At 64.5% G+C, this 12,557-nt stretch carries 17 protein-coding genes; 7 read left to right on the top strand and 10 right to left on the bottom strand.

Annotation, left to right across the window (positions count from 1 at the left end; genetic code table 11):
• Positions 1–8 precede the first annotated feature (8 nt).
• The 3 genes from ACQKJZ_RS05975 to ACQKJZ_RS05965 form a co-directional block, all read right to left on the bottom strand.
• Positions 9–374, bottom strand: a complete 366-nt coding sequence (locus ACQKJZ_RS05975) for a TrbC/VirB2 family protein (RefSeq protein ID WP_413071787.1) — start codon at positions 372–374, stop codon at positions 9–11.
• Complete coding sequence (locus tag ACQKJZ_RS05970; RefSeq protein WP_427730350.1) at positions 371–1,057, bottom strand: lytic transglycosylase domain-containing protein; 687 nt, start codon at positions 1,055–1,057, stop codon at positions 371–373. Before ACQKJZ_RS05970 ends, ACQKJZ_RS05975 begins: the two co-directional genes overlap by 4 nt.
• A gap of 500 nt (positions 1,058–1,557) precedes the next feature.
• Complete coding sequence (locus ACQKJZ_RS05965) at positions 1,558–1,845, bottom strand: hypothetical protein (RefSeq protein ID WP_071838552.1); 288 nt, start codon at positions 1,843–1,845, stop codon at positions 1,558–1,560.
• Between the two features lie 92 nt (positions 1,846–1,937).
• Here ACQKJZ_RS05965 and ACQKJZ_RS05960 point away from each other — a divergent pair, with 92 nt between their 5' ends.
• The 3 genes from ACQKJZ_RS05960 to ACQKJZ_RS05950 all read left to right on the top strand — a co-directional run bounded on the left by ACQKJZ_RS05960 (position 1,938) and on the right by ACQKJZ_RS05950 (position 3,907).
• On the top strand, positions 1,938–2,822 hold the full coding sequence (locus ACQKJZ_RS05960) for a DUF7146 domain-containing protein (RefSeq protein WP_201279666.1): 885 nt from the start codon (positions 1,938–1,940) through the stop codon (positions 2,820–2,822).
• On the top strand, positions 2,819–3,418 hold the full coding sequence (locus ACQKJZ_RS05955) for a thermonuclease family protein (RefSeq protein WP_427730349.1): 600 nt from the start codon (positions 2,819–2,821) through the stop codon (positions 3,416–3,418). Before ACQKJZ_RS05960 ends, ACQKJZ_RS05955 begins: the two co-directional genes overlap by 4 nt.
• Positions 3,419–3,574: 156 nt before the next feature.
• Positions 3,575–3,907, top strand: a complete 333-nt coding sequence (locus tag ACQKJZ_RS05950; protein WP_427730348.1) for a hypothetical protein — start codon at positions 3,575–3,577, stop codon at positions 3,905–3,907.
• Between the two features lie 59 nt (positions 3,908–3,966).
• Here the strand turns inward: ACQKJZ_RS05950 and ACQKJZ_RS05945 are convergent, their stop codons facing one another.
• From ACQKJZ_RS05945 to ACQKJZ_RS05920, 6 genes are all read right to left on the bottom strand, one after another.
• Positions 3,967–4,839 carry a reverse transcriptase family protein gene (locus ACQKJZ_RS05945; protein ID WP_427730347.1) on the bottom strand — a complete coding sequence of 291 codons (873 nt, stop codon included), beginning with the start codon at positions 4,837–4,839 and terminating at the stop codon, positions 3,967–3,969.
• Positions 4,829–5,134 (bottom strand): helix-turn-helix transcriptional regulator, encoded by a 306-nt coding sequence (locus tag ACQKJZ_RS05940; RefSeq protein ID WP_019368207.1) that lies wholly within the window; start codon positions 5,132–5,134, stop codon positions 4,829–4,831. Before ACQKJZ_RS05940 ends, ACQKJZ_RS05945 begins: the two co-directional genes overlap by 11 nt.
• Before the next feature lie 35 nt (positions 5,135–5,169).
• Entirely contained in the window at positions 5,170–5,343 is a 174-nt protein-coding gene (locus ACQKJZ_RS05935; RefSeq protein ID WP_256926668.1) for a hypothetical protein, read from the bottom strand.
• Between the two features lie 575 nt (positions 5,344–5,918).
• Positions 5,919–6,332 carry a type II toxin-antitoxin system PemK/MazF family toxin gene (locus ACQKJZ_RS05930; protein ID WP_066706755.1) on the bottom strand — a complete coding sequence of 138 codons (414 nt, stop codon included), beginning with the start codon at positions 6,330–6,332 and terminating at the stop codon, positions 5,919–5,921.
• Positions 6,329–6,814: a helix-turn-helix domain-containing protein gene (locus tag ACQKJZ_RS05925; RefSeq protein ID WP_041043290.1), complete on the bottom strand. Its 486-nt coding sequence runs from the start codon at positions 6,812–6,814 to the stop codon at positions 6,329–6,331. Before ACQKJZ_RS05925 ends, ACQKJZ_RS05930 begins: the two co-directional genes overlap by 4 nt.
• A 256-nt stretch (positions 6,815–7,070) precedes the next feature.
• On the bottom strand, positions 7,071–7,400 hold the full coding sequence (locus ACQKJZ_RS05920) for a hypothetical protein (protein ID WP_206542365.1): 330 nt from the start codon (positions 7,398–7,400) through the stop codon (positions 7,071–7,073).
• A gap of 330 nt (positions 7,401–7,730) precedes the next feature.
• Here ACQKJZ_RS05920 and ACQKJZ_RS05915 point away from each other — a divergent pair, with 330 nt between their 5' ends.
• Both ACQKJZ_RS05915 and ACQKJZ_RS05910 read left to right on the top strand, forming a co-directional pair.
• On the top strand, positions 7,731–8,645 hold the full coding sequence (locus tag ACQKJZ_RS05915; RefSeq protein ID WP_427730346.1) for an ArdC family protein: 915 nt from the start codon (positions 7,731–7,733) through the stop codon (positions 8,643–8,645).
• Between the two features lie 200 nt (positions 8,646–8,845).
• A complete protein-coding gene (locus tag ACQKJZ_RS05910; protein WP_058733683.1) occupies positions 8,846–9,040 on the top strand; it encodes a hypothetical protein in 195 nt (64 codons plus the stop codon).
• 126 nt (positions 9,041–9,166) lie between these two features.
• Here the strand turns inward: ACQKJZ_RS05910 and ACQKJZ_RS05905 are convergent, their stop codons facing one another.
• The gene (locus ACQKJZ_RS05905) at positions 9,167–9,805 is read right to left on the bottom strand and encodes a hypothetical protein (protein WP_427730345.1); all 639 of its coding nucleotides are present in this window, start codon (positions 9,803–9,805) and stop codon (positions 9,167–9,169) included.
• A 519-nt stretch (positions 9,806–10,324) separates the two neighbouring features.
• Here ACQKJZ_RS05905 and ACQKJZ_RS05900 point away from each other — a divergent pair.
• Together ACQKJZ_RS05900 and ACQKJZ_RS05895 are read left to right on the top strand one after the other, a co-directional pair.
• Positions 10,325–10,516: a hypothetical protein gene (locus ACQKJZ_RS05900; protein ID WP_071838556.1), complete on the top strand. Its 192-nt coding sequence runs from the start codon at positions 10,325–10,327 to the stop codon at positions 10,514–10,516.
• A 41-nt stretch (positions 10,517–10,557) separates the two neighbouring features.
• Positions 10,558–12,396, top strand: a complete 1,839-nt coding sequence (locus ACQKJZ_RS05895; RefSeq protein ID WP_219750573.1) for a ParB/RepB/Spo0J family partition protein — start codon at positions 10,558–10,560, stop codon at positions 12,394–12,396.
• Positions 12,397–12,557: the final 161 nt, after the last annotated feature.

Below are 12,557 nucleotides of genomic sequence, written 5' to 3'. Positions count from 1 at the left end.
CAAGAGAATCAGCCTTGGAGCTGGTCGACGATCCAAGGCGCCGAGAAGATGATCGCGATGCCGATGATGACGGTGACGAGCGCCCCGGTGTTGACCCGCCCCGTCAGCCACCCGAACCCGGCCGCGATGAGCGCGAGGATTGCGACGATGCGCAGCAGCCCATTGCTCAGCAGGCCGAGAACGGCGTTGCCGAAGCTCTCCAGATTGGTCTGCGCGAACGCCGGCTCGGCCGAGAGCAGCGACGTCAGCGCCACCAGGCCGAACATCGACAACAGCCGCGAGACCTTGCGCTGGCGCGGGGTCATCGCGCCGACGCGCGCGGTGACACGGCTTCGGAGGGCGAGCGCCGGCCCACCGAAAGATGCGAGATTCATCGGTTTTCTCCTTCTCCGGCGAGCCGCGCTCGCTCATATTCCGCCCTCGCAAACACGTCCCAGGATGGCGGCGGTGGGGGAGGCGCAGCCTTGGGCTGCCCCGCTTGGGACGTGTTTTCCTCGACGAGCGCGGCGAGCTGCGCAGCCGCGCTCGACCCTTCGCCGGTGTTTGTCGCGTCGGTGAACGCGCTCACGCGAACCGCGACGGGCCGGATACCGTTGGAAATGCCGGCATTGCCGACCACCTTCCCGACATAGCCGTTGGAGAAGCCACGCGACTGCGACCCGGTGTTATACATGGATAAGGCGATGCGGAGCGCGCGCTGCGGGTGCAGCCCCGCGCGCACGCTATGGTAGTTGCCGGACAGCACCGCGCCTGCCGCCGCGATGTTGGTGCATGGATCGAACACGTTGTCCCAGGTCAGGCCGAGAGCCTTCATGTTCCGGGAGTTGATCTGCCCGAGACCGAGATCAACCGAATAGCCCTTGCTGACATAGGAGCGTGCGATGGCGATTGCCTGTGCCACGTTCGTCGCGGGCCCGACCTTGCGGCCGAGCCCGTTGACGTTGATCGCCAGCTCGAACCCCTGGCTTTCCGTTTGCACGATCGCCGCGATCGTCTCCGGGGCGACACCTGGCGCACACTGCGCTGCCAACCCTAGGACGATTGCGGACGGGAGCATCGTTACCGCTCCGGTGTTCCGAAGCCCGGTATCGGCCCCGCCTGCGCTGTCGCCTCCGCTTGGGCGACCTGTGCGCTACTCGGCACCGTGTATCGGGTGCGGGAGCCGTCCTGCATCGTCATCACGACGTATCCGGGCCGTCCGTTTCGCGGCTTGGTATAGTCCGCCTTGCGAACCCCGCCGGCGCTGCATGTTGGGAAGCCTCCGCCCAGGCCGAGATGAGTGATGAGCTTGCGGATCGGAGGCACACACTCCCGGAATTGCATCCAGCCACCGGGATTGCTCGCGCAGAGCATCACTTCACATGCCCAGGTAGAATCAGCTGCACGAGCCGGAACCGCCACCATCGAGGCAGTCAGGAGGCCAGCAACTGGCACAAACGAAAACAAGCGATTTGCCATGTTTTCACTCCTAGAGTGAAGACAAGCTAAATCGCTCGGACGTGGTTGCCTAGCCCGAAAATGACAATTGGTTCATTCTGGCGGCAACATCCTATCGCGTTAAAACGTCGCTTGGTCCTTCAGGCCGGGCCACGGATGGACATGGATCACGTCTTCATACCCGTAACCAAGGACGATATGGCGGATGGCCGAGGCAGCCTTTTTATACAGGCGAATCCGCTTCTTATCGTAGAGGCCGACGTGGAAGAGCGCTGTACCGCGCCAGCTCACCCGGACGTTGATGTGCCACCTGCCGCAGTCGCGCTGACATACATGGACGTCGGTAATCGTGCCGCCAGGTGGCCGCAGCGTCGTCAGTTCGCGCTCGAGCAGTAAGTCCAACTCCACCCTGTTCCCCCGTAGTGATTAATGCGGTTTTCGCTGGTGCTTTGTGGCTTCCCCCGATAGCCTGTATGGGTCCTGCACCGGGGGTGTCTTAGATGGCCCAACGTCAGACCGCTACGATCGAGGATCAGGCCGACCGCATCGTCCGCCAGCTTGGGGGCAAATGGCATGGCGCATCCGCCATGTGTCGGTGCCCGGCCCACGCCGACGGCAAGGCCAGCCTGTCGATCCGCGTCGGCGAACGTGCCGTGCTGTTCCATTGCTTCGCAGGCTGCACGGTCGACGCGATTATGGCGGCACTGCGCTCGGGCAAGATCCTCGCGCCTGTCGACCACGACCCGGGCCAGCGCCAGGAGGGCAAGGCCGACCTCAACAAGCTCGCGCTTGCCGTGTGGCGTCACGCCGAGCCCTTCGCCGGCACGCTCGCCGATCGCTACCTGCGCGAAGGCCGCTCGATCGTCCCCGACGGGATCAACGCTCGCTTCGATCCGCGCTGCCAGTGCGGTGCCGGCGCCGCCAAGGCGTTCGCGCCGGCGCTGATCGTCCCGATCGAGGAGGACGTCGGCGTCGTCGCGATACACCGGACCTTCCTGACGCCGGACGGCCGCTGGAAGGCCCACATGGACGAGCCCAAGCGGATGCTCGGCAATCCGGGCGTCGGTGCGGTCCGCTGGGGCGGCATCCCGCTCGACGGCATCCTGCGCCTCGCCGAAGGCGTCGAGGACGCGGCCAGCGTGATGAACCTGCTCGGCGCCGGCCATTCCGTGTGGCCCGTGTTGGGGATCGAGCGGTATCAGGCCATCGCTATCCCCGAGAGCATCCATACCGTCATCATCTACAGCCAGCATGGGGCCGAGGCGGCGCGCGCGATCGAGCGCGCCACCCCGCACCTGACGGCCAACGGCCGCCAGCTCGTCGTCAAGCCGCCACCCCATGCTGGCGACTGGAACGACCTTCTGCGCGAGATACGTTCGCTATGAAGCTGTTTCCCGGGGCGACGCGCTTTCAACGATGGACGATGGGCGCGACGTTCCTGATCGTCGCGAGCTATGCTATCTCGCAAAATAGGCAGTCCCTCGTCGAGGTGTCCAAAACACGGCTGTCGTCGCCGAGCCCGAGGGTCATCGATGGGGATACGATCGACTTCCCCAATGGACGGGTGCGGGTCGTCGGGATCGACGCGCCCGATGACGACCTGCCACGGCTCAAGGCCTTGTCGAGCGACGCCTTGCAGCAGTTGGCCGCGCGCGATGGCGGGTTGGACTGCTCGGTATCGATGTTCGACTACGCGCTTCGGCATGAGAGCCAGTGCCGGACCGACCCCAAGAGCTACGGCCGGTTGAACCTGGCATGTCGCTTTCCAGCGAACGGCGCGAGTGTCGGGGCAACGATGGTCGCCCAGGGCTATGCGGTGGATTACCGTGTGTTCTCGGGCGGGGCCTATGTCGACTTGATGCAGAAGGCAGCAGCACAGCGGGCGGGGCTATGGGGCGTGGACTACGAAGGAATGCGGCAGCTCGCGGTCCGCAGAGCACAGGTGCCGCAGGGATGCGCCGTTGGAACGATCAAGAAGTAGCCGGAGCCTGCCTCCGGCCCACGTTCTACTCCGCGGCGCCGACGGGCCGCTTCGCGACACCCCGCCCGCCCACCGCGGCTCATCCGGGTGACGATCAACTAGGCTGCACCGCATCGCCCTTATCGGTCGGCGGAGTTGTACGGGTGCGGATAGCCGATGCTTGAGCGCGGCTCTCCGCCCGCGGTAGTTATAGGCCGATGGGGCGCGGCGTTCTCGCTCGTGATCGCGGCCGTGCTGGCTGGCCGCCTTATCTGCGCGTATCGTCACCTGCTCCCGAACAGGCTGCTGGGACTCATCCTCTACGAGCTGGGGCCGGCGCTGGTCCTCGGGTTAGCGATCGGGACCGCCATCGCCATCACCGAGGGCGGCGGCAGATCGCGCCCCGGCATCCCGGCGCGGCTCGCGCTATTCGCGCTCGCCGCGCTCATCGCCGGCACCGTTGCCCTGGTCATCGAATACGGCACGGTCCTTCAAGGGCGATGGCTTTAAAGCCGGTGTGCCACGTGGCACACTCCAAGTCGTGTGCCGCTTGCTGGGACCTGCGTCTGTCAGTCCGCCTCATTCAGGCTAGCGATCTGACGCATTTGCCCCGCTAAGCCGGTTAGGCGACCTTGCAGACGCTGATCGGCGCTCCCTAGCTGCTGAAGGGCCAACATCGTTTGACGGTGCTTCAGGCGCTGGCGATTGGGCACGACGACCTTCCCGTCACGCACGACGACGCCCGTGATTTCTGCTGGCGTGTCCACGTAATGCTTGAGCTTGTGATAGCGCAGCCCCGTTCGGTGGATCATCCGCTGCACCTGCCAGACATCCGCGCGCGGCACCTTCGCACCCGAAATTGTCACGTCATCGACATAGACCGTCAGCGTGTAACCCTTCGCTGCGCAGAAAGCCGCGATCTCGGCCCACATGTCGTGATAGCTGTAATATGCCAGGATGGGGCTAAGCGGACTGCCCGTCGGCAAGTGACCCTCGAAAGTGCAAAGATCGCCAAGCAGACCGGCAACGTCGCCCCGGCATCCCATAACATTCTGGAAGAAGGCGATCACCCGCACACGCGGCGTGTTGGGAAAAAACTTCTTGATATCGAGACAGTGAACGACGCGGCTGCCGCGATGCCGCGCCGCATTGCTGACGTAGCAGCGCCCCTTCACCGGGCAGAATAAGAAGGGCGGCGGCTCAATCCTAGCCAGCATCTTAGCGATGCGGCTCTGGACACGCTTCAGCGGCGCGATCGGATCTTCGACCGGACGTTTGCCGCCGCTCTTCTTCTCAATTTCGAACTGCCGATACCGATCTGACCCGACTGCCATTGCGCGTAGCTCTGGCTCCGCAAGGCCGAGCACGTCAGCGAGACGGCGCGGACTGGTGAGCTTGTAAAGCTGCGACTGATTGAGCGGGATGATCGTCTTATTCGGCATGGGTCCGACCGGACCGCGCCTCGAGGAACTGTAGCAGGCTCACTACCTTGCCAGCCACAAAGGTCCGCGCCTGATCAAGCGTGCTCTTCTGGTCGAGGTTCTCCGAGAAGAACATGATTGATGAGACGGGCATGTCGAACACAGTCGCATAACGCTGGATGATGTCCAGCGTCGGCGTCTTCAAGCCGCGTTCGATTTCCGACAGATACGACGTCGAAACCTCCAACCGCTCAGCCGCCTGCTTTTGCTTGAGGTCATGATAGACTCGGATCAGGCGAAGAGCTTCACCCAACATTGCAACTCCTTTCGGGAGGCTATTCAGGGTGCGAACTACTGGCGGAAAACCTTGATGATGGAGAGGGCGACGTGGAGCAGTTGCACCACCACTCGCCCCAGGGCCACCACCGTCTTCAAAGTGGACGGACGGATCAGGCGCTTTGCCCAATGCTGCCGTCGCACCGTCTTCGTTCGCGCACGCTTCTCGTTCAGACCAAGCTTTCGCATGGCGTCCTCCTCTGCCAACCCCATGCACCATGCAGGGGCGCCGCCAAGGCTTTGGAGGGTGGGGTAGAAGCACGTTAACCCTGAACACCAAGGCGGACACCGGGCCGTCCGGTGGCCGCCCGCGGCGCCGCTCGCTCGCACGCACGGAGCCACAAAGCAGAGAAGATTTCTTCTCCAGGAGGAGTTTCCCCCTCGGTTGATAGCGACACATCCCCTTTCGAACTGAACAGGAGTGTGATGCCCCAACGCATTTCGCCAGTCAACGAAGAAAATCCGCTAACAGCGAATTTATCGGTGGCACTACGTTGGAGTGCACGGTGGCTCACCCTTGCCGCCTCCAGCCTGGAATCCGGACGACGAACGCTCTAGCGCATCGATAAGATCAGTGGAGCGGGGAATGCGGCACCGGCGCAGGGGCGGCAGATAAGCCAAGGGCCGCCCTTTTGAGGCGGCCCCGACCGTTTAGTTCCCTCGCGGGAAACGGACACTCCCCGAGGGGGAGGCCGCAGATGCCTCCCGATATAGAACCCGCTACTGAAGATTCAACTAATATCTAATCGCTCCAGGGCGGCCCCTCAGGCCTCCGGCGCCGGTGTCGAGGGCACGGGCAGCCAGGCGAGTGCCACCCGAAGGATGCCGTCAAACTCGGCTTCCGTCATCCGCGCTATGCCGCCCTTGTCCGGCACGAGCCGGCTGACCGCTACCGTGGTCATCTTGTCGCAGATCGCGAACGCCGCGCGTCCGTCAATGGTGGTTTGGAGCGGGACTGCCCACTGATTACCTGGCTGCGCCTGCGTCGAACACGGGATCACCGTCACCGCTCCATGCAGCGTGTTCCGATACGAAATCACGATCACCGGCCGCCGCTTCCAAAACTCCGGTAGCTGCGCGTCCTGAGGGAAATCGCACCAGAAGAGCTGACGGATCTTCGGCGCACCCTTCAGGCGCGGCGCCACCCGAGGTGGCGCTTCCTGAATATGTGCATTCACGCGTCATCATCCTTGACCAGGCGCAGCTTGGGAGCCCCTTTGCGGTTCTGGCGGATCTTCTTGATCTCGGACTTCTCCTTGATCTCCGCGAGCTTCTCATCCGCAAAGGGTTTGGCCGCCTCGATCAGTCCGTCGAGATGGTAAATGTTCGTCCGGCTTCCCTGGTCGGTCCGGCGCTCTTCGCGCCGGATGTATCCGGCAGCCTCGAGACTGGCGATGTGCTTCTGGATCGTGCGCGGGTGGACGTTCATGGCTTGCGCCATGGTGCTTTTGGACGGGTAAGGTTTCCCTTCCGCCGTCCACCATTTGCTCGCCAGATACAGCACGATGTTGAGATCGAGCGGTTCGAGGCCAAGCTGACGCTGGTTCTCGATGATGACGCTCGGCAGCGCCGTCCAACCCGCATCCATCAGCGGCTTGGTCCACTTCTTCTCATTCGTTCGCAGATCGGAGCTGCTGTCAGTTTGCTTCTTGGCCGCCATGGGGCTATTCCTTTCTCCCGGCGGATATGCCCCTCGCGCGTAGGGGGTTCAAGTTTGAGGGGGAGTTCCCAGCGCCGCCCCCGTAAGGCGCCAAGGGCGCCCGGGGGGGCGCCTCTCAGGGCTCCGGCCGGGAGCCGCAGCGGCCCTGCAAAGTATAGCCAGTGCCCATGTAGACGTCACTCAGGGCATACTCATGGCGTATCAACCGAGTAACCGCAGGGGGGAGCCGCAACGACCTCCCCCTCTGCCGTGAATTTCACGCGAAGGCTTCGTCGGCGAGGTTGCCGTCCCGACTCTCCACAATCAGTGCCACCGTGTCTTCCCGGTCCCTCGGGTTGAACACACGGCCGACCACCGTCCAGATCGACCGATTTTGCGGATCGTTCCGATCCTGACCCGCGATCACGCCGGGATCGAGGATCGTGTCGCCGATCGCGGGCACCTGGCCGGCAAACTGCTCCACCCCATACTCGACGCCCCCGTCAAAGACCTTGCCGGTTGGGTCGCGGTGCAGGATCCGAATGCTGGTCACGCGCTGTCGCTCCGTCACGGCGTTGTGCCGATCATCCATCAACAGATCGCCCAAAGCACGTCCGCTGCCAAGGCCATGTCACGGGTCCGAGGACGGGCCGTTGGCCCGGCACAGGCTCGCTGGCACCGCGGCCCTCCCCTGGAGGCCCGCCGGTGCGGGGAACACCAAGGGCGGCTGCCCTTTCGTTCCCGAACGACAATCAGGCCCCCCGTGTAATCCGCCAAGCGCGGCACCCGACGCCCTCTGGGGCGTCGGCCGCGCTAGGCGGCTCGCCCGCGCCAGGGACCAGATTCTCGCCCTCCCTCCCCATCCCGTTCCTCGCCGGAAAGGCAGAGCCGGTTGCTGTTGCGACCGGCTTTCAGCCTCGAAGGAAAGGAAGAGACCATGGCACGGATCACCGACAACCGGGCTGACATCTACCAAGAGATCACCGACCAGATGATCGCCATGATCGAGGCGGGCACCCAGCCTTGGTCGAAATCGTGGAACGGCAGCACCACCCCCAACATTCCGCTGCGCTCGACCGGCGTTCCCTATCGCGGCATCAACGTCCTGACCCTTTGGGTGGCGGCCATGACGAAGGGCTATGCCTCGCCGCATTGGCTGACCTTCAAGCAGGCGCTCGCGCTCGGCGGGTGCGTCCGCAAGGGCGAGAAGGGCTCAACCGTCGTTTATGCCAACACGATCGAGGTGGACGCCGACAGGGGCGGAGAAGCCAGCGACGATGGCAAGCGGCAGGTAGCATTCCTCAAGCGCTACACCGTCTTCAATGCCGAGCAGATCGACGGCATCGAGGCGAAGTATCCGGCCCCCGCGCCGATCCTCACCGCAACCAATCCCCACGAACGCGACGCGGAGTTGGACACCCTCTTTGCCCGCGTTCCCGTCACCGTCCGGCACCACGGATCGCAGCCTTATTATCAGCCGAGCGGCGATCACGTCGTCATGCCCGAGTTCGCCGACTTCCACACCGGGGACGACTATTATTCGACGCTTGCCCATGAGCTTTGCCACGCAACCGGCCACGTGGACCGGCTCGCCCGCCCCACCCTCCTTTCCACGAAGCGGGAGGATTACGCCCGCGAGGAACTGGTGGCCGAGCTGGGTGCGGCATTCGTCAGCGGCGCGATCGGCATCAAGCTCCACGACCGGGAGGATCACGCGGCCTATCTGGCGAGCTGGCTGCAGGCGCTCCGCAACGACAAAAGGTGCATCTTCACCGCCGCGACGCAAGCACAGGCCGCCGCGGACTGGCTGCTCAGCCGGATGAGCAACGCGGCGATGTCGGTCGCGGCGTGATGGATACGCGGCCCCGATCTTTCGTGAAACGGGCCGCGTTCCTGTTCCCCCGGACCGTCCCGGGCGTGCGCGAAATCGACACTTGTAAATCAATCATCGAACCGCGCCGACCAGATGCTTTTGGTCGGTAGAGCGACGCCCAATTCGCGGGTCTCGCGCGGTTCTGTGCGCCCAATCACGGGCATAGAAGGACGAAGCATATGTCGATCAAAGGTACACTCGATCCGATCCACATTGGTGGCGGGACCCGCTCGTTGATGCGGGACAGCGGGCGGCATGTCGACAAGGGCTGGTGGGGCGTCGACGACAACAACACCCCGCATATCGGCCCCTATGGCAGCCGCGAAGCCTGCCAAGCCGCGTGCGATGCCATCAACGATGGTGACGCCGACTAAGGAACGGTCTGGAGCGACCCCGAGGGTCGCTCCAGGCTCCTATGCGCGCGCGCCGGCTTCGCTTCGCGGCACCGGCGCGCGCCTTTTCTTGTCGTCTCGCGACGCGCAGCACAGGGTGAGCGAGCCTTACCGGCCCTTCCTGATCCGAGCGAAGGCGGTCAGCCCGGCAGCCTTGTACGCCTCGAACATATCGGCTCGCTCGCCCAGCGGCGTTACTGAGACATGGGTGATCTCGCCAAGCATGTCGCAAATCCGAATGGCGGCCCGAACCGTGGTGGAAAGCCACATGCAGAACCGCTCCATATCGGGCGGGTACACGAGATCCGTTTCGGATGAGAACATGCCGTGCTGGCCATCCTGCGCGACATAGGTGTTGATCGCTGTTTCGAGCACAAACACGTTGAGCATCACGGTGCCGTTCAGCTCGCGAATATCGGGGAGCATCCGCAGCTCGGGCCGCCACTCATAGGCTTTGGCGATCAGCGTCTCGTTGAGATGACCCCCAAAGACATTGCGGAGGTATTTCGCAAACTGAAGGTCGGCGTCGATCGCTTTCATCTGGTCGGCGAGTTCTGGTGCGTCCCGGTATAAGAAGCGCATGGGTCCTTCCAAATCGGCAAGGTTCCCGAGCGCCATCAGGGCCGTTTTGATGAACGGAACCCACGTGCCCGCAGGACCGAGCTGACCTGACAGTTCACCATCTGCCGAACTCAAATCGCCGTGGATGATCCGCGACGTGAAATAGATCCTCTCGATCGGCGTCATTCGTTCTCGCCTGGTCAGTCCCCACCCCCGCAAGGGCAGCGCGCTGTTTTGCTGAGCAACCTGCCCAGTGCAAAGCGCTTTTCGGGGCAACGATCCCGGTCGGGCGCGACCCTGCCGGGCACGGCTCTATCGGCGCGTTGCGCCGACCGAGCCACCGTGCCGGCGTCTCGGCCCTGAGCGGGTGACGATCCTCGCGTAAGGTGTACCACGTGGCACACCTATGGCCGCGCCCAGCGGCGCGGACGTCGCTGGCAGGGCACCGCGGCCCTCCCCCGGAGGCCCGCTGGCGCGGGGAACACCAAGGGCTGCTGCCCTTTCGTTCCCGAAGCAAAATCGACAGCCCCGTGTGGTCCGCCGAGCGCGGCACCCGGCGCCCTTGTGGGGCGCCGGCCGCGCTAGGGCGGCCTGCCCGCGCCAGGCCATCGATTTCGCTCCTCCCTCCCCATCCCGCTCCTCGCCGGAGAGGCAGACCCGGTTGCAGCGGCAACCGGCTGCGCCTCGAAAGAAGGAGAAAGGACAATGGCTTACACCCGATACACCGGCGATCCCTATTGGAAGCGCGCGAAGTCCCCCGGCACCAGCGCCGACGGCACCCCGTACCGCAAGGGCGAGCGCGTGTTCTTCTATCCGCGCACCGGCGTCACCTACGCAGGCGGCAGCGCGAAGCGCGCCTCGGCCGAGTTCGACGAACTCGCGAGCCTCGAAGGCTGACCCCCTCCCAGTCAAATCCATCCAGATCACGGAGCATCATCATGGCTATCATCCATCCCAAGCTCGCCCAGCTTCGCCTTTCCCCGCTCAACCAGCGCCGCGTGAAGCCGTCCGCCGTCGAGGCGATGGCCGACGACATCGAAGCGCACGGGCTGTTGCAGAACCTTGTCGCCTATGAGGACGAGGGGCTGTTGTGGGTTTTTGCCGGAGGGCGGCGTTACCGCGCGCTCAAAATCTTGGTGAAGCGCAAGCGGATCAAAAGCAGCGACACCTTCCCGGTTGAGTTGCGGACCAAGGAAGAAGCCATCGAACTGTCGCTCGCCGAGAATTTCCAGCGCGAGGACATGCACCCTGCCGACAGCATCCGCGCCTTCGCCGCGCTCCGCGACACGGGCATGGACGCCGAGGAGATTGCGGCCCGGTTCGGTCAGGCGGTCAGCTTCGTCTACAAGATGCTCCGCCTGTCTGCGCTTGCCCCGGCGCTGATCGACCTGATCGCCAAGGATCAGTTGAGCCTTGAGGCCGCACGTGCGCTCACCCTCACCGACGATCACAGCCAGCAGATGAAGGTCTGGAAGGCCGCGAACGGCCACGCGCACACTATCCGCCGGATGCTCACCACCGAGAAGGTGGACACCACCAGCGGCCCGTTCCTGTTCGTCGGGCGGGAGGCTTACGAGGCCAAAGGCGGTACGATCACGGTCGACCTGTTCAGCCAAGGGGCCGAAGGCTTTGCGGACGATCCCGAGCTTGTGCGAGAACTGGCAGAAGAGAAGCTGGACGCACTCGCGGACGAGTATCGCGCTATCGGGTGGCACGAAGTCCGTGCGGCGCTCGAACGCCCTTACGACCTCTATATGAAGGGCAGCATGTACCCGGCGACGCGCGAGCCGACCCACGACGAGGCGACGAGGCTTACCGCGATCGACGCCGAGATCGAGGCCATCGCAGAGGCCGAGGGCGAGGACAGCGAGCGGATCGACCCGCTATCGGACGAGCGCGACGCGATCACCGAAGGCTTGCGCGCCTTTAATCGCGAGCAGGTTGCGGTGGGCGGCGTGGCCCTTTGGGTGTCGCATGACGGATCACTGGGCAAGAGCTTCTACCGCGCCAAGGCCGAGCCGAAACCGAAGGCGAACCACGACGGTCCCGTCCCGCTTTACAGCAACAGCCTGTTTGCCGACCTCACCCGCATCAAGACGCGGATCGTGCAGGAGGCGGTTGCGGCCGACCCGGCGCTGGCGCTCGACATCGTGCTCGACAGCCTTGCGGGCCAATTGCTCCACGGCGCGCACAGCTACCAGATGGCGATTGAGGTTCAGGCCAAGGCCGTGGCGACCGCCGTGCCGGACGAGTTGATGGCGACCAGCGACGTACGTCCGGTCGAGGACATGATGGCGACCCGCTTCGCCGCCATTCCCGCCGAAGGCCGGTTCGAGGCGATCCGTGCCATGGGCAGCGACGACAAGATGGCGTTGCTGGCCGGGCTTGTCGCGATGACGGTGGACGGCACGGTGTTCGCGGGCGGCTCCCCCGGCCAGCGCCACCACCAATTCGAGCAGATCGTGCGCGCGAGCGGCGTGAACATCGCGTCGCGCTGGACCGCCCCCATCGGCCTGTTCGACAAGATGCGCCGTGCTGCGATGATCGACCTGTTGCGCGAGGAAGTGGGCGCGTCGAGTGCCGAGAATTGCGCCACCATCAAGAAGAAGGCGGACCTTGCCGTGAACGTGTCCGAGCGGTTGCCCGCCCATTGGCTTCCCGCCCCGCTGCGGATCGGTGCCTTTGACCGAGCGGAGCGCGAGCCGGAGGAATGCGACGCCGACATGGACGAGGACGGCAGCGAGCAGGAGGGCATGATCGACGAGGAAACGGCCTGAACAGCAAAGCTGGGGGTCCGGTGATAATCGGACCCCCTTTCCTCTCCTGACGAGCGCAAGGCGGCCCGTCGCCCCGGCGCGCCAGCACCGGGGGGATGGGGGGGGGGGGGGGGTTTTGCGTGCTGTTCTTTTCCCCGCTCCACGAACCGCGGGGTTAGCAA

Source organism: Sphingomonas sp. NPDC019816, assembly GCF_050274375.1.
GTDB lineage: Bacteria > Pseudomonadota > Alphaproteobacteria > Sphingomonadales > Sphingomonadaceae > Sphingomonas.
The sequence above is the reverse complement of the archived record's forward strand: the minus strand, read 5'-3'. Positions and strand labels throughout refer to the sequence as shown.